This window comes from Nonomuraea sp. B208 (assembly GCF_057536035.1).
This window is the reverse complement of the sequence record NZ_BAAJOU010000008.1, coordinates 72,171-94,041: the sequence shown is the minus strand read 5'-3', so window position 1 is coordinate 94,041 and position 21,871 is coordinate 72,171. Positions and strand designations below refer to the sequence as shown.

Sequence of the window (21,871 nt, the reverse complement as noted above, 5' to 3'; positions counted from 1 at the left end):
AGTGGGCCGGGCTCGCGCGGCCCGCCGGACCGCGTCAAAGCGCGGGCCGCCCTTGTCCCTTGATCTTCCGAGTCGCGCGAGTCGCGGTCCGTCCGCCGCGTTGATCCGCCTTTCCCCGGCGTTCACGTACGGCCGGAGCCGCGGTCCGCCCGGGTCCGGAAGAACCGCCGTGACCAGGCGAAAGACGGGATCGGCCGGGCGTCTCCGCCCGCGCGGGCCCGGCGCCCGGGCAACACCTGTCCGGGGTATCAGGGAATACGGGCATGTCGCGGGCCGCCCACCCGTACGGATCCAGGAAGGCCGGCTGTTTCGGGCGTCGAGGCGCGCGGGCGGCAATCCCGTCCTGTTTCCGCCGAATCCGGAATTGAATCCGACTTCAAGACCCTCCTTGTCGTCCCTTCTTGTTCTCCCGGATCAGGAAGACCGCGGACGACACCAGCGCCCAGGCGCCCAGCACGAGGAACGGCGCCGGCCGTTGATGCCCGCCGAAGTAGACGGCGGTGTGCTGGGCGTTGACCGAGGCGCCGGGCGGCAGCCAGCGTCCGATCACGCCCAGCGGCGACGGCAGCAGCGGCCAGGACACCGCCCCGCCCGACGAGGGGTTGCCGAGCAGCACCATCAGCCCCCACGTGGGCACCATCGCCCAGCGCCCCACGAGCGTGCGGAACATCGAGAACACCATCCCGGACGCGAACATGGTCAGCGCCAGGATGAACCAGGACTCCGGCAGCGGCAGCCGGAGCGCGCCGAGCACCCAGTCGACGGCGGCCACGATGGCGAGCGCCCCCAGCGCCGCGTACGCCCCCGTGAAGGCGATGCGCTCCCACGGGGCGAGCTCGCCCGCGTTCGCGTTGAGCTGGACGGCCCCGACGAACCCGATGACCACGGCCGCGAGCGTGATGTAGAACAGCGCCAGCCCGCGCGGGTCGCCCCGCTGCAGCGGTTTCAGGTCCCGCACGGTCAGCCGCAGGCCGACCTGCCGGGCGACCTTGGGTGCGGCCTCGGTGAGCAGTTGCGCCACCGACGCGCCGGAGGCGCTCGACACGTAGAAGGTGGCGTCGTCCCCGCGCACCACGACGACGCCGAAGACCTGCTGCTCCTCGACCGCCTGCCGGGCCCGCTCGAAAGTGGGCTCGAAGGACAGCGCGAGCGAGGCGTTCAGCCGCTGTTCCAGGCCGGCGGCGAAGGCCTTGCCGCGTACGGTCTGGTGACTGATCCCCACCACCGCGACCGGCACGCGGTGCGGGGCGGGGGCGGCCATGGCGTAGGTGTAGGACCCGGCGAACAGCCCCGCCGCGGCGGCGACGATCAGCACGAGCACGGTCGCGGGGAGGAACGGTGATTCCCTGAAGTCCGCCCACCGCCGGCCCGTCCGGTCACGCATGCGCTCACGCTAAGCGCGCGACGGCCGCCGCCCGCCCGCCGACACGCCGTACCCTGCGCCTTTCAGATTTCCCGGCAAAACCAGTAGGGAATATTGACTTATCGGGAGCGTCGGCCTAGCGTCTGACGTATGAGGCAGGGTCTTCTCCTGACCAGGCGCTCCCACGTGGACTTCTGCCACGTCGCCAGCGCCCAGTGTCGCTGATCACGGTCGTCGGCGGGCCGGTACGAGCCCGCCCCGTCTTCATGTTCCCGGCGTGGCCGCCGCAGCCCACGCCGCCGATCCAGGTCAACGCCGCGCCTCCCGGACGAGCCCGGGAAAGGCGCGAGCATGCCGTTCGTCGTGAGGATCTCTCGTGATCAACTCTTCAGTCAGCTCCCCCCAGCCCCGCGTACGGACGGGGGTGGCGGCATGACCGCGGCCCCGTCCGAGCTCGCCGTCACCCCGGACCTGTTCCGCCGCGCCCTCGCCGTGCACGCCAGCGGCGTCGTCGTCATCACCGCCCAGCACGAAGGCCGGCCCTCCGGACTGACCGCCACCTCCTTCTCCTCCGTCAGCCTCGAACCGCCCCTCGTCTCCTTCTACGTGGACCGTTCCTCCACCACGTGGCCGTCGCTGCGCGCCGCCGACCACTTCGCCGTCAACGTGCTGGCGCACGACCAGGCCGAGCTGGCCTCCCGCTTCGCCAGCAGGGGCGTGGACCGCTTCGCCGAGCCCACCCGCTGGCGGCCGGGCCCCCTGGGCGCGCCGCTGCTCCAGGACGTCTCGGCGCACCTGGTGTGCCTGCCGTACGAGACCGCCGAGGTCGGCGACCACATCCTCGTCGTCGGGCTGGTCGTCGAGGCCGACCTGCGGGGCCCCGGCCGCCCGCTGCTCTACCACCAGGGCCGCTTCGGCCGTTTCCTGGCCCACCCCGAATCCTGACCTGGAGCCTCACCGTGACCACCATCAGCACCAGGCAGCCGGTGTACGCGAGCCCCGTCGACCACGTCGCCTACGGCCACTACGGCTCCGGCCGCCTGCACCTGTCCCCGGACTGGAACCGCCCCCTCTACCCCTTCCAGGGCCGCGTCACCGCCGACGGCTCCAGCGGCTTCCGCGCCGAGCCCGGCCGCTACCACCTCTACGCCGCCTGGGTCTGCCCGTACGCCCACCGCGCCGCGATCGTCCGCAAGCTCAAGGGCCTGGAGGACGTCGTCTCCCTGTCGTACGTGGACGACGAGCGCGACGGCCGCGGCTGGGCCTTCCGCGAACGGCGCGGCCCCGACCCGGTCAACGGCTTCACCCTGCTGGAGCAGGCGTACGACGCCACCGAGAAGGGGTACGGCGGCCACATCTCCGTCCCCGTCCTGTGGGACAGGGAGAGCGGCCGCATCGTCAGCAACCACTTCCCCGACATCACCCTCGACCTGGCCACCCAGTTCGAGCGGTGGGCCACATCCGAGATCGACCTCTACCCGGAGGCCCTGCGCCCCGAGATCAACACGCTGAACGCCTGGATCTACCACGACGTCAACGCCGGCGTCACCCGCGTGGCCCGCGCGGCCACCGAGGACGAGCGCGAGCGGGAGCGCCACCGCGTCGTGGCCGCGCTGGAACGCCTCGACGAGCGCCTGGCCGAGCACCGCTACCTCACCGGCGACCCGATCACCGAGGCCGATGTGCGGCTGTGGGTGACGCTGGCCAGGTTCGACGCCGAGCACAACCGCGGCCACCTGATCAGCGAGCGCGAACTGCCCGACTTCGAGCACCTGTGGCCGTACGCCCGCGACCTCTACCGGCTGCCCGCCTTCCGCGAGACGACCGAGGGCCTGCCCGCGTCCTGGGACACGCCGCCGGGGTGGCGGCGATGAGCCGCAGGCGCGTGCACCTGGCCGCGCACTTCCCCGGCGTCAACAACACCACCGTCTGGGCCGACCCCCGCTCCGGCAGCCAGATCGACTTCGCCTCCTTCGTCCACCTGGCGAAGACCGCCGAGCGCGGCACGTTCGACTTCTTCTTCCTGGCCGAAGGGCTGCGGCTGCGCGAACTCAAGGGCCGCATCCACGACCTCGACGTGGCCGGGCGGCCGGAGTCGCTCACCGTGCTCAGCGCGCTGGCCGCGGTGACCGGGCGGCTCGGCCTCGCCGGCACGGTCAACGCCACCTTCAACGAGCCGTACGAGCTGGCCCGCCGCCTGGCCACGCTCGACCACCTCAGCGACGGCCGGGCCGCCTGGAACGTGGTCACCACCTCCGACGCCTTCACCGGCGAGAACTTCCGCCGCGGCGGCTACCTCGACCGGGCCGACCGCTACCGGCGGGCCGCCGAGTTCGTCCGGCTCGCGGGCGAGCTGTGGGACTCCTGGGCGCCGGACGCGGTCACGGCGGACCGCGCGTCGGGCCGGTTCCTGCGCGACGCGGACGCCGTGGGCGAGGTGCGCTTCCACGGCGAGCACTTCGACGTCGAGGGCCGCTCCACCGTGCCGCGCTCCCCGCAGGGCCGGCCGGTGATCATCCAGGCGGGCGACTCGGACGAGGGCAGGGAGTTCGCGGCCGCCCACGCCGACGTGATCTTCACCCCGCACGGCTCGCTGGAGGACGGCCGCCGCTTCTACGCCGACGTCAAACGCCGCCTCTCCCGCTACGGCCGCCGGCCCGACCAGCTCAAGATCATGCCGGGCGCGACGTTCGCGCTGGGCGACACCGAGGAGGAGGCCGCCGCGAACGCCGCCGCCATCCGCCGCGCCCAGGTCGGGCCGCAGACCGCGATCGCGTTCCTGGAGCAGGTGTGGGGGCGGGACATGTCGGCGTACGACCCGGAGGGCCCGCTGCCGGACGTCGAGCCCGACCTGTCCGGGGGCGTCTCCCAGGGCCGGGTGGCGATCAAGGACCGCGCCGCCGTGGCCGCGAAGTGGCGGGCGCTCGCCGAGGAGAAGCACCTGTCGATCCGCGAGCTGGTCATCGAGGTCACCGGGCGGCAGACGTTCGTCGGCACGCCGGAGTCGGTGGCCCGGCAGATCGACGAGCACGTGCAGGCCGAGGCGGCCGACGGGTTCATCCTCGTGCCGCACCTGACACCCGGCGGCCTGGACGACTTCGTGGACCGGGTGGTGCCGATCCTGCGCGAACGCGGCGCGTTCCGTACCCACTACACCGGCTCCACCCTGCGCGAACACCTGGAGCTCACGTGACCACGCACCACGCCGCACTGCACCTCGCCGTGGCCCTGGACGGCGCCGGCTGGCACCCCGCCGCCTGGCGCGAGTCCGCGGCCGACGTCTTCTCCGCCCGCTACTGGGCGGGCCTGGTCGCCGAGGCCGAGCGCGGCCTGCTCGACTTCGTCACCATCGAGGACGCCCTCGGCCTCCAGTCCACCCTGACCGACGGCGCCGACGAGCGTACCGACCAGGTGCGCGGCCGGTTCGACGCGGTGCTGCTGGCCGCCCGGCTGGCCCCGCTCACCAGCCGCATCGGGCTGGTGCCCACCGCCACCACCACCCACACCGAGCCGTTCCACGTCGCCATCGGCATCGCCACGCTCGACCACGTCAGCGGGGGACGGGCCGGCTGGCGGCCGCAGGTCTCGGCCCGCTCCTTCGAGGCGCGGCACTTCGGCCGCCGCGCCTTCCCGCCCCTGGAGGAGGTGCTGAACCGGCCGGGCGGCGCGGACCTGTCCGCCCACCCGCACGTACGCGAGCTGTTCGCCGAGGCCGCCGACGCCGTGGAGGTGGCGCGGCGGCTCTGGGACAGCTGGGAGGACGACGCCGAGATCCGCGACGTCCCCACCGGCCGCTTCCTCGACCGCGACAAGCTCCACTACGCCGACTTCACCGGGCCGTTCTTCTCGGTCAAGGGCCCGTCGATCACGCCGCGCCCGCCGCAGGGACAGCCCGTGGTGACCGCGCTCGCCCACTCCCGGCTGCCCTACGAGTTCGCCGCCGCCTCGGCGGACGTGGTCTACGTGACGCCGCAATCCGCCGAGCACGCCCGCGAGGTCGTCGAGGAGGTCAGGGGGCTGTCGGCGGACCTCAGGATCTTCGCCGACCTGGTCGTCTTCCTGGGGGCGGACGCGGCCCGGCGCAAGGCGCGCCTCGACGAGCTGAACGGGGCCGAGCTCGTCTCCGACGCCGCGATCTTCACCGGCACCCCGGCCGAGCTGGCGGACGTGCTGCTGGAGTGGCGGCGCGCGGGCGTCGAGGGGTTCCGGCTGCGGCCGGGGGCGCTGCCGTACGACCTGGAGCAGATCGCCCGGGGGCTCACGGCCGAGCTGCGCGGGCGCGGGGCCTTCCGGCACGCCTACGAGGCCGCGACGCTGCGCGGGCTGCTCGGCCTGCCGCGTCCCGCCAACCGCTACGCGGAGGTGTCATGAAATTTCTGCTCATCACGCTGATCGTGCACAACGACGACCGCTCACCCACCGAACGCTTCCGCGAGGTCGTCGGCAACGCGGTCCTCGCCGAGGAGCTGGGCTTCGACGGGTTCGGGGTGGGGGAGCGGCACGAGCGGCCGTTCATCTCCTCCTCGCCGCCCGTCGTGCTCAGCCACATCGCGGCGCTGACGTCCAGGATCCGGCTGTTCACCGCGGTGACCACGCTGAGCCTGCTCGACCCGGTACGCGCCTACGAGGACTACGCCACGCTCGACCACCTGTCCGGCGGCCGGCTGGAGCTGATCATCGGCAAGGGCAACGGCGCCGCCCAGGCCGAGCTGTTCCACGTCACCGCCGAGAACCAGTGGGAGCGCAACCGGGAGGGCTACGAGCTGTTCCGCCGCCTGTGGCGGGAGGACAAGGTCACCTGGCAGGGCCGCTTCCGCCCCTCGCTCACCGAGGCCGAGACCTGGCCCCGCCCGCTGCAGCGGCCGATCAGGGTCTGGCACGGCAGCGCCACCAGCAAGGAGTCGGTCGACCTGGCCGCCAGGTACGGCGACCCGCTGTTCTCGGCCAACGTCACCCACCCCATCGACCCGTACGCCGAGCTGATCGACCACTACCGCGAACGCTGGGCCTTCTACGGCCACGACCCCGCCGACGCGTTGGTGGGGGCCGGCAGCGCCGGCTACTACGCGGCCCCCACCTCGCAGGAGGCCATCGCCACCTACCGGCCGGTCTTCGACGCCCGCGTCGAGTTCCAGCGGAAGCTGGGCCTGCCGGTGGTCTTCCCCACCCTGGAGGACGCCATCGAACGCAGCTCCATCCTGGTCGGCAGCCCGCAGCAGATCGTCGACAAGGTGCTGCGCTACCACAAGCGTTTCGGCCACGAGGTGATGCACCTGCACGCCGACGCCGACGGGCTCACCCAGGCGCAGCACCGGCGGGCGCTGGAGCTGTTCCAGGCCGAGATCGCGCCCGTGCTGCGCGCGGAGATCCCCAGCCGGCCGTTCCCCGCCGTCCCAGCCGCCGCTCCGGCCGCCGCTCCGTCCGCCGTCCCTGCCGCCGCTCCCGCCGCCGTTCCCGCGGCTCCGGTCGCCGTCTCCTCCGGGGGTGCCGCATGACGCTGTCCATTCTCGACCTCGCCCCCGTCGTGTCGGGCGGCACCGTCGCGCGGGCGCTGCGCGACACCCTCGACCTGGCCAGGCGCGCCGAAGGGTTCGGCTACCGCCGCTACTGGCTGGCCGAGCACCACTTCGCGCCCGGCGTGGCCAGCTCCGCCCCGGCCGTGCTCATCGCCCTCGTGGCCGCGGCCACCAGCACGATCCGCGTCGGGTCGGGGGCCGTGCAGCTCGGGCACCAGACGCCGCTGTCGGTGGTCGAGCAGTTCGGCCTCATCGACGCGCTGCACCCCGGCCGGATCGACCTCGGCATCGGCCGCTCCGGCCAGCGCCGCGCCGAACTCGCCGCCGAGGCGTCCGCCGGCCCGCCGCACGCCTCCGAGCCCGCCGCCGGCCCGCCACCGGAGCCGGGCGTCTCCGAGCCCGCCGCCGGCCCGCCGCCGGAGCCGGGCGTCTCCGAGCCCGCCGTCGGTTCGCTGCCGGAGCCGCGCGCCGCCGAGCCTGCCGCCGGCCCGCCACCGAAGCCGCCCGTCGGCGAGGTCGTGGACGGGCTGCTCATCCCGCCGCCGTTCGACTACTCCCGCCTGGCGCAGCACCCCCACCTCGCCCACGCCGCCACCCTGCTGCAGCAGCCGGGCGCGCGGACGCCGGACTTCGCCGACCAGATCGACGACGTGCTCGCCTTCCTGGCCGGCACCCACGAGGTGCGGGCCGTGCCGGGCGAGGGCGCCGACCTGGAGGTGTGGATCCTCGGCAGCAGCGGCGGGCAGAGCGCCCAGGTCGCGGGGGAGCGGGGGCTGCCGTTCGCGGCCAACTACCACGTCAGCCCCTCCAGCGTCCTGGAGGCCGTCACGGCCTACCGGGAGGCGTTCAAGCCCTCGGCCGCGCTGGCCGAGCCGTACGTCATGGTCTCCGCGGACGCGGTCGTCGCCGAGGACGAGGCCAGGGCGCGCGAGCTGGCCAAGGGCTACGACCTGTGGGTGCGCAGCATCAGGACCGGCGCGGGCGCGATCCCGTACCCGAGCGCGGCCGAGGCCGACGCCCACGTCTGGACCGACGAGGACCGCGCGCTCGTCCAGGACCGGCTCGACACCCGGTTCGTCGGCACGCCCGGCCAGGTGGCCGACGGGCTGCGGGTGCTGCGCCGGGTGACCGGGGCCGACGAGCTGCTCGTCACCACCATCACCCACGACCACGAGGACCGCGTGCGCTCGTACGAGCTGCTCGCCGACGCCTGGGACCGCCCGTGAGACGCCTCGCCCCCGCCGCCGCGTCCGCCGTCCTGCTGGCGGTCCTGGCCGGCTGCGGCGCGCCGGCCGCCGAGCAGGCCGCCCCCGCCACGCTCACCTGGGCCGTCGAGACGCAGCCCATCACGCTCAACCCGCAGCAGTGGTCGCAGAACAAGGCGAGGCTGCTGGTGTTCAACCAGTTCGACGCGCTCCTCGCCAAGGGCGAGGACGGCTCCTACCACCCCTGGCTGGCCACGTCGTGGACGGTGTCGGACGACGGGCTGACGTACACGCTCGACCTGCGCCAGGACGTCACCTTCCACGACGGCGCGGCGTTCGACGCCGCCTCCGTCAAGGCCAACCTCGACCAGTTCCTCGTGCCCGGCTACAACGCGGCCGTGGCCGCCATCCAGCTCAGGTCCTTCAAGGAGGCCGAGGTCGTCGCGCCGCACCGGCTCAGGATCACCCTCAAGGAGCCGGACGCGCTGTTCCTGGACTTCCTCGCCTCGCCGTACGCGGGGCAGATCTCGCCGAAGTCGCTCAAGAGCGCCAAGGACCTCAAGTTCGGCGGCCCCGACCTGGTCGGGACCGGGCCGTTCATCCTCGACAGGTACGTCCAGGGCCAGGAGATCCACTACCGCCGCAACCCCGCCTACCGCTGGCCGCCCGCCGGAGCCGCTCACCAGGGCCCCGCCCACCTGGCCGAGATCACCTACCGGTTCCTGCCCGAGGCCGCCGTGCGCGTCGGCGCGCTCACCTCCGGCCAGGTCCAGGCCATCGAGGGGGTGCCCGCCACCGAGGTCGCCCTGATCGAGAAGGACCCCTCCCTGGCGCTGCACACGTCGCTCAACTCCGGCACCGCCTACTCCTACTACTTCAACACCTCGCACCCGCCCTTCGACGACAAAAGGGTGCGCGAGGCGTTCCGCGAGGCCGTGGACGTGGACGCCGTGCTGCGCTCGGTCTACCGGGGCACCGCCACCAGGGCGTGGAGCGTCGTCGGCCGGCGCAGCCCCTTCTACGACGCCTCGCTGGAGAACTCCTTCGGCGGTGACGTCGCCAAGGCCAACGCCCTGCTCGACGCCGCCGGCTGGACCGGCCGCGACGCCGAGGGCTACCGCGTCAAGGACGGCAAGCGGCTCACCGTGCGCGAGATCGCCTCGGCCCCGTACGTACGCGACCGCAGGGACGTCCTCGCCCAGGCGATCCAGGCCCAGGTCAAGCAGAACGCGGGCATCGACTTTCAGGTGCGGATCGTCGACCAGGGCAGCGCGCAGAAGGCCCTGGAGGAGGACGCGTACGAGCTGTTCGGCAACTCCCGTGGCGACGCCGACGCCGGGGCCGCGCTCAACCTCATCCTGCCGGCGAAGGCCGCCATCAACCGCACCCACTTCTCCGACCCCCGGGTGGACAAGTGGCTGGCCGCCGCCTCGGCCACGTCCGAGCCGGCCGAGCGGAAGAAGCTGTACGCCCAGGTGCAGCGGGCCGCCGTGAAGGAGCACGCCGTGGTGTTCCCGATCTACGTCCCGGCCGACCAGATCGCGGCCGGCCGCAACGTGCAGGGGCTCGGCTTCGAGCCCGCCTCCGGCACGCCCGCGAGCGCGTACGACGTCCGGATCGGCACATGATCAGACGGCTCGGCGCGGGGCTCGCGGTGCTCTGGGCCGCCGCCACCGCCTCGTACGTCGCTCTGCTGCTCGCGCCGGGCGACACCGTGGACATCCTGGTCGGCGACGGCCCCGACACGCCCGAGATCAGGGCCAGGATCGTCACCGAGTGGGGGCTCGACCGGCCCGAGATCGTCCAGTACCTGTCCTACCTGTGGCGGCTGCTGCACGGCGACCTCGGCCGCTCCTACCAGGCGCAGCGCGGCGTCGGCGAGATCCTGGCCGGCCAGGTGGGGCCCACCGCGCAGCTCACCCTCGCCGCGGCGGGCACCGGGGTGCTGCTGGCCGGGGTCATCGCGCTCGCCACGGCGGGCCGGGGCAGGTGGGCGCGCGGCGCGGCCTCGGCCGCCGAGCTGGTGGCGGTGTCGGTGCCGCCGTTCCTCATCGGGATCGTGCTGCTGGCGGTGTTCTCCTTCACGCTCGGCTGGTTCCCGGTCTCGGGGGCGCAGGGGCCGCGGGCGCTGGTGCTGCCGGCGCTCGCGCTCGGCCTGCCCATCGCCGGCGTGCTCGGCCAGGTGCTGCGCGGCGGGCTGGAGCAGGCGCTGGAGCAGCCCTTCGCGGTCACGGCCAGGGCGCGCGGCCTCACCGAGCGCGCCCTGGTCGCCCGGCACGCCCTGCGGCACGCGCTCATCCCGGCCGTGACGCTGGCCGGCTGGTTCACCGGCACGCTGCTGGGCGGCGCGGTGATCACCGAGATCCTGTTCGGGAGGCCGGGGCTCGGCCAGGTGGCCATGCAGGCGGTGACCGGCCGCGACATGCCCGTCGTGATGGCCGTGGTGCTGCTGTCGGCCGTCGTGTACGTGACCATCAGCACCCTGCTCGACCTGGCCTACCGGGCCATCGACCCGAGGATCCGGGCATGAGCGCGCCCTCGGGAGGTCCGGCCATGAGCGCGCCCCGGGGAGGTCCGGGCATGAGCGCCCTCGCCCGGGACGGACACCTGGAGGTCCGGCCATGAGCGCGATCACCCGGACCGCGCCGCCCCTGCGGATCCCGCCCGCCGCGGTGCTCCTGCCGGTGGCGTTCCTGGCCCTGCTGGCCGTGGCCGTGGCCGCGCCAGGCCTGCTCACCGCGGCCGACCCGCTGGCCGCCGACCCGCTGGCCGCGCTCGCCCCGCCCGGCGGCGCCCACTGGCTCGGCACCGACCACCTCGGCCGCGACGTGCTGGCCAGGGTCGTCCACGGCGCCCGCCACTCCATCAGCATCGGCGTGGCCGCCACCGGGCTCGCCGTCACCGGCGGCGTGCTGCTCGGCCTGGCGGCCGGGCTGTCGCCGCGATGGCTGGAGGAGACGCTGACCCGCGCGTTCGACGTGCTGTCCACGCTGCCGGAGCTGCTGCTCGCGCTGCTCGTCGTGGCGATCACCGGCCCCGGCACGGGCAACGTCATCCTGGCCATCGCCGTCGCCCAGATCCCCACCTACGCCCGCGTGATCCGCGCCCAGACCTTCGTCGTCCGCCGCTCCGGCTACGTCGAGCAGGCCGTCACCTTCGGCCGCCCCCGTGCCGCGATCATCGCGGGGCACGTGCTGCCCAACGTGCTCGGCCCCATCCCCGTGCTGGCCACGATCGGGCTCGGCACGGCGATCATCGCGGGCTCCGGGCTCAGCTTCCTCGGCATGGGGCCGCAGCCGCCCGCCGCCGAGTGGGGCGCGATGCTCTCGGAAGCCCGCAACTATCTGCGGGTCGCCTGGTGGGAGGCGGTCTTCCCCGGCCTCGCGATCACGCTCACCGTCGTCTGCCTGACCGTCGCAGGGCGCCGCCTGCAGCGCCGTTTCGAAGGGAGAACCCCATGACGTCACCGCTGGTGGACGTACGGGACCTGCGAGTGGGCTTCGGCCCGGCCGAGGTCGTCCGCGGCGTCTCCCTGGCCGTGGAGCCGGGCGAGTGCGTGGCGATCGTCGGCGAGTCCGGCTCCGGCAAGAGCGTCACCGCCCGCGCCCTGCTCGGCCTGGCCGGGCCGGGCTCCGCCGTGCGCGCGGCGTCGTTCCGCGTCGCCGGGCGCGACGCGCTCGCCTTCACCCCGGCCGACTGGCGGCGGCTGCGCGGCGGGTTCGCCGGGCTCGTCCTCCAGGACGCGCTGACCTCCCTCGACCCGCTGCGCACCGCGGCGGCCGAGATCGCCGAGGTGCTCGCCGTCCACGACGTCGTGCCCCGCGCCCGCCGCGCGGCCCGGGTGCTGGAGCTGCTCGACGCCGTGGGCGTGCCCGAGCCCGCGCTGCGCGCCGGGCAGCGCCCCCACCAGCTCTCCGGCGGGCTGCGGCAGCGCGTGCTCATCGCCTCGGCCATCGCCGCCGACCCGGCCCTGATCATCGCCGACGAGCCCACCACCGCGCTCGACGTCACCGTGCAGGCCCAGATCCTGCGCCTGCTCGCCGAGCGCAAGGCCGCCGGCACGGCGCTGCTGCTGATCAGCCACGACCTGGCCGTGGTCGCCGCCGTCGCCGACCGCATCCTCGTCATGAAGGACGGCCTCGTCGTGGAGGAGGGCCCGGCCCGGCAGGTGCTGGCCGCGCCCGCGCACGACTACACCAGGAAGCTGCTGGCCGCCGTGCCCTCCGCGGCCTCGCGCGGCACCCGGCTCACCACCGGCACGCCGCGCACCCGCCCGGCCCCGAACCCGTCCGCTCAGGTCCTCGCCGGGACCGCGCTCAGCCACTCCTACGACCGGCGCCCCGCCGTGGCCGAGGTCTCCTTCACCCTCCACGAGGGGGAGACGCTCGGCGTCGTCGGCGAGTCAGGCTCGGGGAAGAGCACCCTGGCCCGCCTCGCCCTCGCCCTCCTCGAACCCGCGCACGGCCGCGTCGCCCTGCACCGGCGGCAGTGGAGCCACCTGCCGGAACGCGCCCGCCGCCCCCTCCGGCACCGCGTCCAGCTCATCTCCCAGAACCCGCTCGACTCCTTCGACCCCCGCCACACCGTCGGCAGGCTCGTCGCCGAGCCGCTGCGCCTGCCCGCGAAGGAACGCCGCGAACGGGTGCTCGACATCCTGGAGCGCGTCGGCCTGCCGCCGGGGACGGCCGACCGCCATCCGCGCGAGCTGTCCGGCGGCCAGCGCCAGCGCGTCGCCATCGCCCGCGCCCTCGGGCCGCGCCCCGACGTGCTGGTGTGCGACGAGCCGGTCTCCGCGCTGGACGTCTCCGTCCAGGCCCAGGTCCTCGACCTGCTCGCCGACCTCCAGGCCGAGTACGGCACCGCGATGGTGTTCATCTCGCACGACCTGGGCGTGGTGCACCACGTCGCGGACCGGGTGCTGGTCATGAAGGACGGCCGGGTGGTGGAGGAGGGGGACGTCGAGGACGTCTTCACCCGGCCGCGCCACCCGTACACGCGGGCCCTGGTCGCGGCGGTGCCCCGGCTGGGGGTGCCGGCGGCATGAGCGGCCCTCGCACTCGACGGGCGGGGTTGTCGTCACCGGCCGTTCCGGCGAAGGTGGCCGCTCGTCCCTTTCCCCGCCCGCGGGTCCCGCACGTGCAGGCCGAAACCCTGGCGACCCGGCACTTCCAGGCCCTCCTTCAGGCGCAGTGACGGGATCTCGTAGTCACCGGAGCTCCTGCTGGTGCTGTCCGCGGCGCACGGAAGCCCCACCGAGGACGGGCTGCGCCTGCTGGGCGCGCTCGGTGGGGCCGGCCATCCCCCAGTAAATCCCGCAGTAAATCCCCCGGTGAAGGGCCTGCCGGCCGGGCGAAGCTGAACGCGGCTCAGACGCCGGGGAAGAGGAACCGCGCCGCGTCGTCGAGAGCCTCGCCCGCCTCGTCGACGAGCGCCGTCTGGTGCTGGAAGACGTGCGGCAGGACGCCCCAGACCCGCAGCGTCACGTCCACGTCGGCCGCGGCCGCGCGGGCGGCGAGGCGGACCGCGTCATCCAGCAGGAGCTCGTTCGAGCCCGCCTGGATGAGCAGGGGCGGCAGGCCGGTGAGGTCCGCCAGCGCGGGGCTGGCCGTCGGCGCGGACGGGTCCTGCTCTCCCAGGTAGTGCGTGCGATACCCCTCCAGGTCGGACCGGACGAAGATCGGGTCGATCCCGAGCTTGGTCTCGATGCTCGCGCCGCTGAGCGTCAGATCGGTCCAGGGGGAGAACGTCACGACCGCCGCGGGCATGGGCAGCCCCTCCTCGCGCGCCGCCAGCAGCGTCGCGATCGCGAGCCCGCCGCCCGCGGAGTCGCCGGCCAGGGCGACGTGCGCCGGGCTCTCGACCTGTCCGAGCAGCTCGCGGTAGGCCGCCAGCCCGTCCTCGACCGCCGCGGGGAACGGGTGCTCGGGGGCGAGCCGGTAGTCGGGCGAGACCAGCCGGGTACGGGCCCGGCGCGCGAGCTCACCTGCCAGGGCGAGATGCGTACGCGGGGAGCCGACCACGTACCCGCCGCCGTGCAGGTAGAGCACCACGGTCCCGGCGGCCGCGTCCGCGGGCTCGAACTCCAGCGCGGGACGCCCCCCGAGGGTGACGTCGCGGACGGCGACGCCCTCCGGCGCCGGCGCCTGGAACAGCTGGTCGAAACCGGCCCGTGCCTCCGCGACCGTGGCGTCCGGGCTCTTGGGCGCGTTGCGGAGCAGGGCGTCCAGGGCTTGCCGCTGGTGACGGCTCATGAGCGACCTCCAGGTCACGTCGGATAGATTCCTTGGAATGCACCTCGCAACAAGATTCCAGGGAATCTTGTTCCCGCGATCGGAGAGGGAGTTTTGATGGCCGGAGAGTTGTTCGTGGACCTCGTCCGCGTCGAGACCCGGCTCTGGAACGCCGTGGACGCCCGGCTGCGGGACGAGCACGGCATCCGGCTGGGCCAGTACGACCTGCTGACGGTGATCGCCGGCCGTCCCGGCTGCCGGGTGCTCGACCTCGTGCACGAGGTCGCCATCACGGTCGGCGCGGCGAGCAAGGCGGTGGACCGGCTGGTGGCGGCCGGCTTGTGCCGCCGCGTCGCGAACCCGGCCGACGGCCGCTCGTCCTTCCTCGAACTCACGCCCTCCGGGGTGCGGGCCCTGAGCGGGGCGCGGCTGACGTACGAGGAGGAGATCGCGCGCTGGACCTCCGGCCTGCTGCCGTCCGGCACCCTGGAGGAGCTGGCGAACGGCCTGCGCACGATCCGGGCCGCACTGGAAGCCGAACAGAGGCCCTGATCCGGGCGGGGCGCGGCCCGTACGGCAGGATCGAGCGAAAGCGCGTGAGGAGCGTTCACATGGTCAAGGCACGGATCTTTCTCGTCCTCGGCGTCCTGCTGGCCCTGACCGGGCTCGTGTGGACCCTGCAAGGGCTGGGCATCGTCGGCGGCAGCGTGATGAGCGGCGTCACGACCTGGGCGATCATCGGCCCGATCGTCCTCGTGGTGGCCCTGGTGCTCGTCTTCCTCGGCGTGCGCGGGCTCACCGGCCGCGACCGCTGAGCCCTGCCCCCGTCAATCGGTGCAGGAGGCGGAGACCGTGACGTCGTAGACGTACCAGCTGCTGTCGGGCGCCGCCCACACCAGGGCCGACGTGGTGGCCCAGCCCGTGCAGGACCCGCCCGCCGCGAGGATCGCGGCGCGGGCCGCCTGGGAGCCGGCCTGGACGGCGGCCGACGGGGTGGATCCGCCCGCCTGGCGGGTCGCGCTGCGCGGCACCGGATAGCTCGGCTGCGGGGGCTGGGTGACGCAGGTGCCGGACGCGGTGGCCTGGTAGACGTACGCCGACCCGTCCGGCGCCGTGTAGACGAGGCTGGACGAGACGGACACACTCGGGCACACCTCGCCCGCCTGGGCGGCCTGCCGGTTCAGCTCGGCCCGGGCGTTGGCCTCGGCGTCGGCGGCTCCGGCGGCCCGGGTGGCGCCCGAGCCGGTGGACGTGGCGGTGCGATAAGTGTCGGCGTACGCCGGGATGGCCACGGCGGCCGACAGCAGGAGGGCCACGGGCAGGACGGTACGTCGGAGGAAGGCCATGGGGTCCCTCTCGCGAGCCGGGGGAGCGGGGATCGTCACGATAGGTCCGTTCGCGGGCCCGGCACCAGCGCCGGTCCCTGGACGGCCTCGTCCGGGCACGTCACACCTGAAAATTTCACCCCGTGTCAGGCCGGGCCGGTGGCGAAGTGGGCCAGGACCATCTCGGTCAGGGCGGCGACGTCGGTGTCCACCATCGGCTCGCCGGTCATGCCCATCCGGTGCAGCAGGGCTCCGACGACGACGTCGATGAAGAACAGGACCCGGCTCTCGGGCTCGCCGAGCGCGTCCTGGAGCGCCCGCCGGTAGGGGTCCTGCAGCCGCGTGGCCAGGACCTCGCGCAGGCCCGGGTCGCTGACGGCGTCGCTGAACACGCCCGCGAACGCGTCGCCCACCCCCGGTTCGCCGATCTTCGCCGCGATCCAGCCGATGGCCGAGGACATCAGTCCGGCCCGGTCGGCGCCCGCCAGCGGCACCGGGCCGAACGCGTCCAGGAGACAGTCCACGATCAGCTCGCCCTTGGACGGCCAGCGGCGGTAGATCGTCGTCTTGGCCACGCCGGCCGCGGCGGCGATGCGCTCGACGGTGGCGCGGGCGTAGCCGAGCTCGTGGACCGTGCGCAGCGTCGCGGCGAAGACCACGTCGTGGAGTCCGGCGCGGGGCCGACCGGGCGGCCGGGTGGTGGAGGCCATGCTCCATACGTTACCGTTTGCGCTACCTTGAGTATCGAAACCTCAAGTATCGAAACTGGCGAAAGGAAAGTCATGAGTGAGGTCACCGCGCAGCGTCCGCCGGAGCCGGACTGGGACACCATCACCGACGAGGAGCTGATCGCCTACCGCGACGCGGAGAACCGCGTACGGGCGTCCCCCCCCCGGCTAGCGCGATCACCGGCGACCCGGAACCGGGCGCCTCGATCGACTGGCGGCAGGTGTCCCTGCCCGGCCGCGACCTCCCGGTGCGCGTCCACCGTCCAGAAGGCGGCGGCGCGGACCTGCCGCTCGTGCTGCACGTGCACGGCGGCGGCTTCGTCGGCACGGCGGTGCAGAGCGACTGGGTGAACAGCCACCTCGCCGTACGGTTGCCCGCGGTCGTCGTCTCGGTCGAGCACCGCCTCCTCGCCCCGGAAACCCCGCTGGCGGCGGCGGTAGACGACGGCTGGGGCGTCCTGCGGCACGTGGCGGAGCACGCCGCGCAGTGGGGTGTGGACCCGGCGCGGGCGGCCGTCTTCGGCGAGAGCTGCGGAGGGCTGATCAGCGCCCTGGCGGCGATCCGGGCCAGGGAGGCCGGCCTCGGCCTGCGGGCGCAGGTGCTGGTCAACACCGCGGCCGACGTGACGGGGACGATGTTCGACCACCCCTCGACCGTCCGGCACGCCGACAGCCCGGCACTCTCCATGCCCCAGTTGCGGCTCTTCCGGCGGCTCGCCGTGCCGCCGGGGACCGACGCCCGCGCGCTCTCGCCGCTGCACGCGGACGAACTGGGCGGGCTGGCCCCGGCGCTCGTCGTGGTGCCGACCGAGGACCCGGTGGCCGATCACGGTCGCCGCTACGCCGAACGGCTGCGGGCGGCCGGGACGCCCGCGCGGCTCACCGAGTACACCGGCGCGGGGCACGCGTTCCTCAGCATGCCGGGCCTCGCGCCCCAGGCCGAGGCGGCGCGAGCGGAGATCCTGGACTTCCTCGCCGCCCACCTCTGATCAGGGGACGGTCAGAACCGCACGGCGCGCACTTCCGTCACGGTGAAGTCGTCGACGACGCTCCGGTTCGCGATGAGGAACCCGATCAGCCCCGCCACCGCCTCCACCGCCTGGGCCGCCCGGGCCTGGCCGCTCAGCAGGAACACCAGGGGCGTCGAGGGCTGGTCGAGCAGGAAGTGGCGGCCGTGACGGTGCACGTCGTGCAGAACCTTGATCGGGATCGGCTTCGGCGAGGTGAACCACGCCACGGCGTCCCACAGCGGCAGCGCCGGGTCGGCCTCGGTCGCGGCGCGGTAGCAGGTCACACAGCCCTGGCCGACGTGCTGCCCGTGGGGGCAGGTCCAGTGGGCGGCCTCGGGGCCGGACCGGTCGCGGGCGCCGAAGACGGCGCTTTCGACTATGCGACGGCGTGTGGGGTGACCTGGTGCCTCGCTGATGGTGCGTCCTCCGGATGGTCGGACGGTCGGCCGAGGATCGTCACAGCTTCACGAGCTTGGCGTTCGGCGCGGGAACGCGGTAGGTCGCGGTGCCGAAGTCAATGAGAACGGCGACGTCCTGCTCGACCGCGAGGACCCGGCCGAGGCCGTACTTGTCGTGGCTGACACGGTCGCCGACCGTGTATTCCTCGACCGGCGGAGCCGGGATTTCCGGGGTGTTGAAGGGGCTGCCGGGCGGCCGCCGCCGGACTGTGGGCGCAGTACGTCTCATTTGAACAAGTATGCGCCCATCCTGCGGGTAAAGCGAGCCAGCTGGGAAAATGCGCCGCATGTCGCCGCGGTGATCCGGCTGGCGATCCGGGCGTGGCGAGCCGCCGGCGCCCGCGTCGGGCGCGGGCGCCGGCGGCGAAAAGCGCCGGGGTCAGGCGGTGACGATGTTCTCCGCCTGCAGGCCCTTCTGGCCCTGGACGACGTCGAAGGAAACCTTCTGGCCCTCGACCAGCTCACGGTAGCCGCCGTTGGAGACGATGCTGGAGTAGTGAGCGAAGACGTCGGCGCCGCCGCCGTCCTGCGCGATGAAGCCGAAGCCCTTTTCCGAGTTGAACCACTTGACGGTACCGGTGGCCATGTCGATCTCCTTCTGACAGTGCCGTTTACTGAGAATTCACACCTCGTGAATCTCGTGCCGCCGCAATGAACCCCCCGGGGAAACCGGCCAACAAAAAACGCGCCCGAAGATCACTCTGTCAGGCGCGCATAAGTCCTATGGGTACCATAACTGCAACCCGTCCAGGCTAACACACTCGTCCCACCTGCTCACGCACCGGCACGCCGGTACGCGTCGAGCACCAGGCCGTGGAAGTGGTGCACGGCGTGCTCCGACAGGCCGGACCCGTCCGGGTCGTACACGATCTTCCCCTGGGTGAAGGCGGGGGTGCGCATGCCGCGCTGGACGCTCTCCACCAGGGCGATGTCCTCCACCTGGAGGACCTCGTCGATGTAGCGGATGCTGTCCAGCTCCGCCTCGTCCGGCTCGGCGGTCTCCAGGTAGAAGTCCCAGGTCTCGCGGGTGCGCTCGGGCCCGTCGGGGATGATCTGCAGCACCATGAAGTTCCCGCGTCCGGGGTAGCGCAGCAGGCAGGTGTTGGGCCACAGCCACCAGACCGCGTGCTCGGTGACCGTCGCGCCCGAGACGTCGTAGGCGGAGTTCGCGGCCGTGCCGGCGTCGGCCATGTGACTGGAGTAGATCCCGTACGTGGTGACCTTGTAGGTGCTCATGTCCACCAGGGACACGAAGTCCTTGTGCGCCACGTGGCAGTGGTAGCACTCCAGGAAGTTGTCGACGACGTTCTTCCAGTTGGAGGCGATGTCGTAGGTGAGCCGGCGGGCGAGGGTCAGCCCGGCCACGTCGGGAGCGCGGGCCAGGACGTCCGCCTCCAGCCCGGCCGCCTGCTCCGCCAGTGGCGCCGCCGCCGGGTCGAGGTTGACGTAGACCATGCCGGCGAACTCGGCCACCTGGATCCGGTCCAGGCACACCCCGGAGGGGTCGAAGCCCGGCATGCCGCCGGTGTTGCGCGCCCGCCGCAGCCGGCCGGTCAGGTCGAAGGTCCAGGCGTGGTATGGGCACACGATGCTGCGCCGCACCCCCGAGCCCGACAGCAGCTCGTGCGCCCGGTGCTTGCACACGTTGTAGAACGCCCGCAACGTGCCGGTCTCGTCGCGGACGGCCGCGATCGGCATGCCGGCCACCGTGGCCGTCACGTAGCCGCCCGGCTCGCGCAGCTTCTCCCCGTGGCACAGCCACTGCCAGGTGCGCGCGAAGATCTCCCGCTGGTCGACGGCGAACCAGGCGGGATCGGTGTAGGCGTCGGCGTGCAGGGACATCGACAGCGCGGGATCGGGGTCGTATCCGGCGGCGATGCGCGCGAAGTCGGGGGATGTGTCCGGGCTCACCGGGCCTCCAGATGCGGCACGTGCGCAGGGCACCGAGACTAATGATCGGGACGGCGGCGGATCAATACCCGCCTTCCGCCGCACCTCGACATAACCCCGCTGACCTGCGGTTTCGGGTGAATTTCGATCGGGTCGGCGGGGTTCGGGGTAGGACGGCGTTGTCCCGATGGTAGGGAGATCGAGATGAGAACCGAGCGGGGGAAGATGCGCGATTCGGCCACGCGGCCGGCAAAGGAGAGACGGGGGCCCCGTGCTGGGGCCTCGGATCAGGGCGGGCGCGGATGGTGAGGCCGGCCGGGACGACCCGGCGCCCGGCCGCGCGGCAGGCCGGTCTGGCGCCGGCCCCCGACGCGGGGATGGAGCGGTTCGCCCGGCTCGCGGCCAGCGTCATGGGCGTGCCCGTGGCGATGGTGGCGCTGGCGGAGGCGGACCGGCTGACGCTGCCCGGCCTGGTCGGGCTCAAGGAGCGGCGGGACGCCCTGCGCCGGCTGCCGCTGTCGCGTTCGCTGTCCGGCCGGGTGACGGCGACCGGCGAGCCACTGGTCGTGACCGACGTGCGGGCCGACGTTCGCTTCGCCGGGCAGCCGCCGGTCGCCGAGCGGCAATGGGGCCTGGCCGCCTACGCCGGGATGCCGCTGACCGCCGCCGGCCAGGTGCTGGGCGTGTTGTGCGCGGCCGGCCCCGCCGCGCGGGCATGGACCGACGCGCAGCTGGCGGACCTGACCGACCTGGCCGCCGCCTGCTCGGCGGAGCTGCGGTCGCGGGCCGCCGCCAGGAGCGCGCTGCTGGCGCAGCAGGACGCCGAGCGGGACCACCGCGTCGCGGAGCAGGCCAGGCTGGCGGCCGAGCAGGCGGGCGTGCGCGCCCAGGCCGGATGGGACGCCGCCGAGCTGCTGCTGCGCGCCTCGCAGGAGCTGGCGGGCGCGGCCACGCTGGACGACGTGCAGCACCTGCTGCGCAACCTGGTCAGCGACCCGCTCAAGCCCGTGCGTACGAGCCTCATTCTGCTTCAGGACGGCCGGCTGCGCCCGATGCCGGACACGGGGACGGAGCCGGTGCCGCCCGGCGCCCGGCCCGCGCTCTCCTGCGCGCTGGACGAGAACCATCCGGTGGCCCACGCGGCGCGGGAGCGGCGGCTGGTCTCCGCCGGCGACCCCGGCGAGCTGGCCCGCGCGTACGGCGAGGGCGTCGCGGGCGCGTTCGCCCTGCTGGACGTCCGCGCGCTGGTGTGCGTGCCGCTGGCGCACGCCGGCGAGGTGCACGGGGTGCTGCTGATCGGCTGGGGCGAGCCGCACCACGCGGGCCCCTCGGAACGGGCGGTGCTCACCGCGATCGCCGGCTACGTCAGCCAGGCGGTGCAGCGGGCCAGCGTGCTGGACGAGCGGGTCAGCGTGGCCCGCCAGCTGCAGAGCGCGATGCTGACCGACCTGCCGGCCGCCCCCGGCCTGGACCTCGCCGCGCTCTACCTGGCCGCGGCGACCGACGACCTCGTGGGCGGCGACTGGTACGACGCCTTCCCGCTGCCCGGCCAGACCCCGGCGGCCCCCGCCCTGACCATCGCGGTCGGGGACATCACCGGCCACGACATGCAGGCCGCCACCGTCATGGGGCAGACCCGCGCCATGCTGCGCCAGGCCGTGCTCGACCATCCGGGGCTCGGGCCCGCGGCCGCCGTCACCGCGCTCCAGCAGGCCTGCGGGGTGCTGGACCTGCACCTGAGTGGAACGCTCCTCCTCGGTCACCTGGCCCCGGCCGCCAGGTCCGGGAGCTGGAGCTTCACCTGGACCAACGCGGGGCATCCGCCGCCGCTGCTGGCGCGTCCCGGCGCGCCGGCCGAGTGCCTGGAGGAGCACGGCGTCCTGCTGTTCCCCGGCCTGGACCCCGGCCCGCGCCACGACCACCAGCGCTTCCTCAAGCCGGGCGCCGTCCTGCTGCTCTACACCGACGGGCTCGTGGACCGGCCGGGCACCACCATCGACGAGGCGACGGCCGAGGTCATCGCCGTGCTGGGCGCCTGCAGGGACCGGCCGCTGCCCGACCTGCTGAACGCCGTGGCCGCGGTGGCCGGGGACCACCCGGACGACGACATCGCGCTGCTCGCCATCCGGGTGCCGCCCGGGTAGGC

At 73.8% G+C, this 21,871-nt stretch carries 22 protein-coding genes; 14 read left to right on the top strand and 8 right to left on the bottom strand.

The window, feature by feature from the left end; translation table 11 throughout:
- Positions 1-376 precede the first annotated feature (376 nt).
- Positions 377-1,384, bottom strand: a complete 1,008-nt coding sequence (locus AC27IY_RS04005; RefSeq protein ID WP_487177151.1) for an ABC transporter permease — start codon at positions 1,382-1,384, stop codon at positions 377-379.
- Positions 1,385-1,795: 411 nt separating this feature from the next.
- On the opposite strand from AC27IY_RS04005, the gene AC27IY_RS04000 reads away from it, so the two are divergent.
- The 10 genes from AC27IY_RS04000 to AC27IY_RS03955 all read left to right on the top strand — a co-directional run bounded on the left by AC27IY_RS04000 (position 1,796) and on the right by AC27IY_RS03955 (position 13,128).
- On the top strand, positions 1,796-2,308 hold the full coding sequence (locus AC27IY_RS04000; RefSeq protein WP_344206356.1) for a flavin reductase family protein: 513 nt from the start codon (positions 1,796-1,798) through the stop codon (positions 2,306-2,308).
- 14 nt (positions 2,309-2,322) lie between these two features.
- Entirely contained in the window at positions 2,323-3,237 is a 915-nt protein-coding gene (locus tag AC27IY_RS03995; RefSeq protein ID WP_487177150.1) for a glutathione S-transferase C-terminal domain-containing protein, read from the top strand.
- Entirely contained in the window at positions 3,234-4,556 is a 1,323-nt protein-coding gene (locus tag AC27IY_RS03990; protein ID WP_487177149.1) for an NtaA/DmoA family FMN-dependent monooxygenase, read from the top strand. Before AC27IY_RS03995 ends, AC27IY_RS03990 begins: the two co-directional genes overlap by 4 nt.
- Positions 4,553-5,734 carry an LLM class flavin-dependent oxidoreductase gene (locus tag AC27IY_RS03985; protein ID WP_487177148.1) on the top strand — a complete coding sequence of 394 codons (1,182 nt, stop codon included), beginning with the start codon at positions 4,553-4,555 and terminating at the stop codon, positions 5,732-5,734. The genes AC27IY_RS03990 and AC27IY_RS03985 overlap by 4 nt, the downstream gene beginning before the upstream one ends.
- Entirely contained in the window at positions 5,731-6,858 is a 1,128-nt protein-coding gene (locus tag AC27IY_RS03980) for an LLM class flavin-dependent oxidoreductase (protein WP_487177147.1), read from the top strand. Before AC27IY_RS03985 ends, AC27IY_RS03980 begins: the two co-directional genes overlap by 4 nt.
- A complete protein-coding gene (locus tag AC27IY_RS03975) occupies positions 6,855-8,105 on the top strand; it encodes an MsnO8 family LLM class oxidoreductase (protein ID WP_487177146.1) in 1,251 nt (416 codons plus the stop codon). Before AC27IY_RS03980 ends, AC27IY_RS03975 begins: the two co-directional genes overlap by 4 nt.
- Positions 8,102-9,712: an ABC transporter substrate-binding protein gene (locus AC27IY_RS03970; RefSeq protein ID WP_487177145.1), complete on the top strand. Its 1,611-nt coding sequence runs from the start codon at positions 8,102-8,104 to the stop codon at positions 9,710-9,712. Before AC27IY_RS03975 ends, AC27IY_RS03970 begins: the two co-directional genes overlap by 4 nt.
- Positions 9,709-10,614, top strand: a complete 906-nt coding sequence (locus tag AC27IY_RS03965; protein WP_423471529.1) for an ABC transporter permease — start codon at positions 9,709-9,711, stop codon at positions 10,612-10,614. The genes AC27IY_RS03970 and AC27IY_RS03965 overlap by 4 nt, the downstream gene beginning before the upstream one ends.
- 91 nt (positions 10,615-10,705) lie before the next feature.
- Positions 10,706-11,545 carry an ABC transporter permease gene (locus tag AC27IY_RS03960; protein ID WP_423471527.1) on the top strand — a complete coding sequence of 280 codons (840 nt, stop codon included), beginning with the start codon at positions 10,706-10,708 and terminating at the stop codon, positions 11,543-11,545.
- The gene (locus tag AC27IY_RS03955) at positions 11,542-13,128 is read left to right on the top strand and encodes a dipeptide ABC transporter ATP-binding protein (RefSeq protein WP_487177144.1); all 1,587 of its coding nucleotides are present in this window, start codon (positions 11,542-11,544) and stop codon (positions 13,126-13,128) included. Before AC27IY_RS03960 ends, AC27IY_RS03955 begins: the two co-directional genes overlap by 4 nt.
- A 322-nt stretch (positions 13,129-13,450) precedes the next feature.
- On the opposite strand, the gene AC27IY_RS03950 is transcribed toward AC27IY_RS03955, so the two are convergent.
- Positions 13,451-14,335: an alpha/beta hydrolase gene (locus AC27IY_RS03950; RefSeq protein ID WP_487177143.1), complete on the bottom strand. Its 885-nt coding sequence runs from the start codon at positions 14,333-14,335 to the stop codon at positions 13,451-13,453.
- Between the two features lie 96 nt (positions 14,336-14,431).
- On the opposite strand from AC27IY_RS03950, the gene AC27IY_RS03945 reads away from it, so the two are divergent.
- Together AC27IY_RS03945 and AC27IY_RS03940 are read left to right on the top strand one after the other, a co-directional pair.
- The gene (locus AC27IY_RS03945) at positions 14,432-14,866 is read left to right on the top strand and encodes a MarR family winged helix-turn-helix transcriptional regulator (protein ID WP_423471519.1); all 435 of its coding nucleotides are present in this window, start codon (positions 14,432-14,434) and stop codon (positions 14,864-14,866) included.
- A 59-nt stretch (positions 14,867-14,925) separates the two neighbouring features.
- Positions 14,926-15,129, top strand: a complete 204-nt coding sequence (locus AC27IY_RS03940; RefSeq protein ID WP_364455885.1) for a hypothetical protein — start codon at positions 14,926-14,928, stop codon at positions 15,127-15,129.
- Between the two features lie 12 nt (positions 15,130-15,141).
- Here AC27IY_RS03940 and AC27IY_RS03935 read toward each other — a convergent pair whose 3' ends face one another.
- Both AC27IY_RS03935 and AC27IY_RS03930 read right to left on the bottom strand, forming a co-directional pair.
- Positions 15,142-15,660: a hypothetical protein gene (locus tag AC27IY_RS03935; protein ID WP_487177142.1), complete on the bottom strand. Its 519-nt coding sequence runs from the start codon at positions 15,658-15,660 to the stop codon at positions 15,142-15,144.
- Between the two features lie 125 nt (positions 15,661-15,785).
- Positions 15,786-16,349, bottom strand: coding sequence for a TetR/AcrR family transcriptional regulator (locus tag AC27IY_RS03930; RefSeq protein ID WP_487177141.1), 564 nt, complete (start codon positions 16,347-16,349; stop codon positions 15,786-15,788).
- Positions 16,350-16,588: 239 nt separating this feature from the next.
- Between AC27IY_RS03930 and AC27IY_RS03925 the strand changes: the two genes are divergently transcribed.
- Entirely contained in the window at positions 16,589-17,356 is a 768-nt protein-coding gene (locus AC27IY_RS03925; RefSeq protein WP_487177140.1) for an alpha/beta hydrolase, read from the top strand.
- An 11-nt stretch (positions 17,357-17,367) separates the two neighbouring features.
- On the opposite strand, the gene AC27IY_RS03920 is transcribed toward AC27IY_RS03925, so the two are convergent.
- From AC27IY_RS03920 to AC27IY_RS03905, 4 genes are all read right to left on the bottom strand, one after another.
- Complete coding sequence (locus tag AC27IY_RS03920) at positions 17,368-17,661, bottom strand: hypothetical protein (RefSeq protein WP_344206377.1); 294 nt, start codon at positions 17,659-17,661, stop codon at positions 17,368-17,370.
- Between the two features lie 172 nt (positions 17,662-17,833).
- Positions 17,834-18,064, bottom strand: a complete 231-nt coding sequence (locus tag AC27IY_RS03915) for a hypothetical protein (protein WP_344206378.1) — start codon at positions 18,062-18,064, stop codon at positions 17,834-17,836.
- A gap of 150 nt (positions 18,065-18,214) precedes the next feature.
- On the bottom strand, positions 18,215-18,421 hold the full coding sequence (locus tag AC27IY_RS03910) for a cold-shock protein (RefSeq protein WP_091085183.1): 207 nt from the start codon (positions 18,419-18,421) through the stop codon (positions 18,215-18,217).
- Between the two features lie 188 nt (positions 18,422-18,609).
- The gene (locus AC27IY_RS03905) at positions 18,610-19,746 is read right to left on the bottom strand and encodes an aromatic ring-hydroxylating oxygenase subunit alpha (protein ID WP_487177139.1); all 1,137 of its coding nucleotides are present in this window, start codon (positions 19,744-19,746) and stop codon (positions 18,610-18,612) included.
- A gap of 281 nt (positions 19,747-20,027) precedes the next feature.
- On the opposite strand from AC27IY_RS03905, the gene AC27IY_RS03900 reads away from it, so the two are divergent.
- The gene (locus AC27IY_RS03900) at positions 20,028-21,869 is read left to right on the top strand and encodes a SpoIIE family protein phosphatase (protein WP_487177138.1); all 1,842 of its coding nucleotides are present in this window, start codon (positions 20,028-20,030) and stop codon (positions 21,867-21,869) included.
- Positions 21,870-21,871: the final 2 nt, after the last annotated feature.

Coding starts and splice junctions, on each gene's coding strand:
- AC27IY_RS04005 (WP_487177151.1), bottom strand. CDS start 1,384: ATGCGTGACCGGACGGGCCGGCGGTGGGCGGACTTCAGGGAATCACCG.
- AC27IY_RS04000 (WP_344206356.1), top strand. CDS start 1,796: ATGACCGCGGCCCCGTCCGAGCTCGCCGTCACCCCGGACCTGTTCCGC.
- AC27IY_RS03990 (WP_487177149.1), top strand. CDS start 3,234: ATGAGCCGCAGGCGCGTGCACCTGGCCGCGCACTTCCCCGGCGTCAAC.
- AC27IY_RS03980 (WP_487177147.1), top strand. CDS start 5,731: ATGAAATTTCTGCTCATCACGCTGATCGTGCACAACGACGACCGCTCA.
- AC27IY_RS03975 (WP_487177146.1), top strand. CDS start 6,855: ATGACGCTGTCCATTCTCGACCTCGCCCCCGTCGTGTCGGGCGGCACC.
- AC27IY_RS03965 (WP_423471529.1), top strand. CDS start 9,709: ATGATCAGACGGCTCGGCGCGGGGCTCGCGGTGCTCTGGGCCGCCGCC.
- AC27IY_RS03960 (WP_423471527.1), top strand. CDS start 10,706: ATGAGCGCGATCACCCGGACCGCGCCGCCCCTGCGGATCCCGCCCGCC.
- AC27IY_RS03955 (WP_487177144.1), top strand. CDS start 11,542: ATGACGTCACCGCTGGTGGACGTACGGGACCTGCGAGTGGGCTTCGGC.
- AC27IY_RS03950 (WP_487177143.1), bottom strand. CDS start 14,335: ATGAGCCGTCACCAGCGGCAAGCCCTGGACGCCCTGCTCCGCAACGCG.
- AC27IY_RS03945 (WP_423471519.1), top strand. CDS start 14,432: ATGGCCGGAGAGTTGTTCGTGGACCTCGTCCGCGTCGAGACCCGGCTC.
- AC27IY_RS03940 (WP_364455885.1), top strand. CDS start 14,926: ATGGTCAAGGCACGGATCTTTCTCGTCCTCGGCGTCCTGCTGGCCCTG.
- AC27IY_RS03935 (WP_487177142.1), bottom strand. CDS start 15,660: ATGGCCTTCCTCCGACGTACCGTCCTGCCCGTGGCCCTCCTGCTGTCG.
- AC27IY_RS03930 (WP_487177141.1), bottom strand. CDS start 16,349: ATGGCCTCCACCACCCGGCCGCCCGGTCGGCCCCGCGCCGGACTCCAC.
- AC27IY_RS03915 (WP_344206378.1), bottom strand. CDS start 18,064: ATGAGACGTACTGCGCCCACAGTCCGGCGGCGGCCGCCCGGCAGCCCC.
- AC27IY_RS03910 (WP_091085183.1), bottom strand. CDS start 18,421: ATGGCCACCGGTACCGTCAAGTGGTTCAACTCGGAAAAGGGCTTCGGC.
- AC27IY_RS03900 (WP_487177138.1), top strand. CDS start 20,028: ATGGTGAGGCCGGCCGGGACGACCCGGCGCCCGGCCGCGCGGCAGGCC.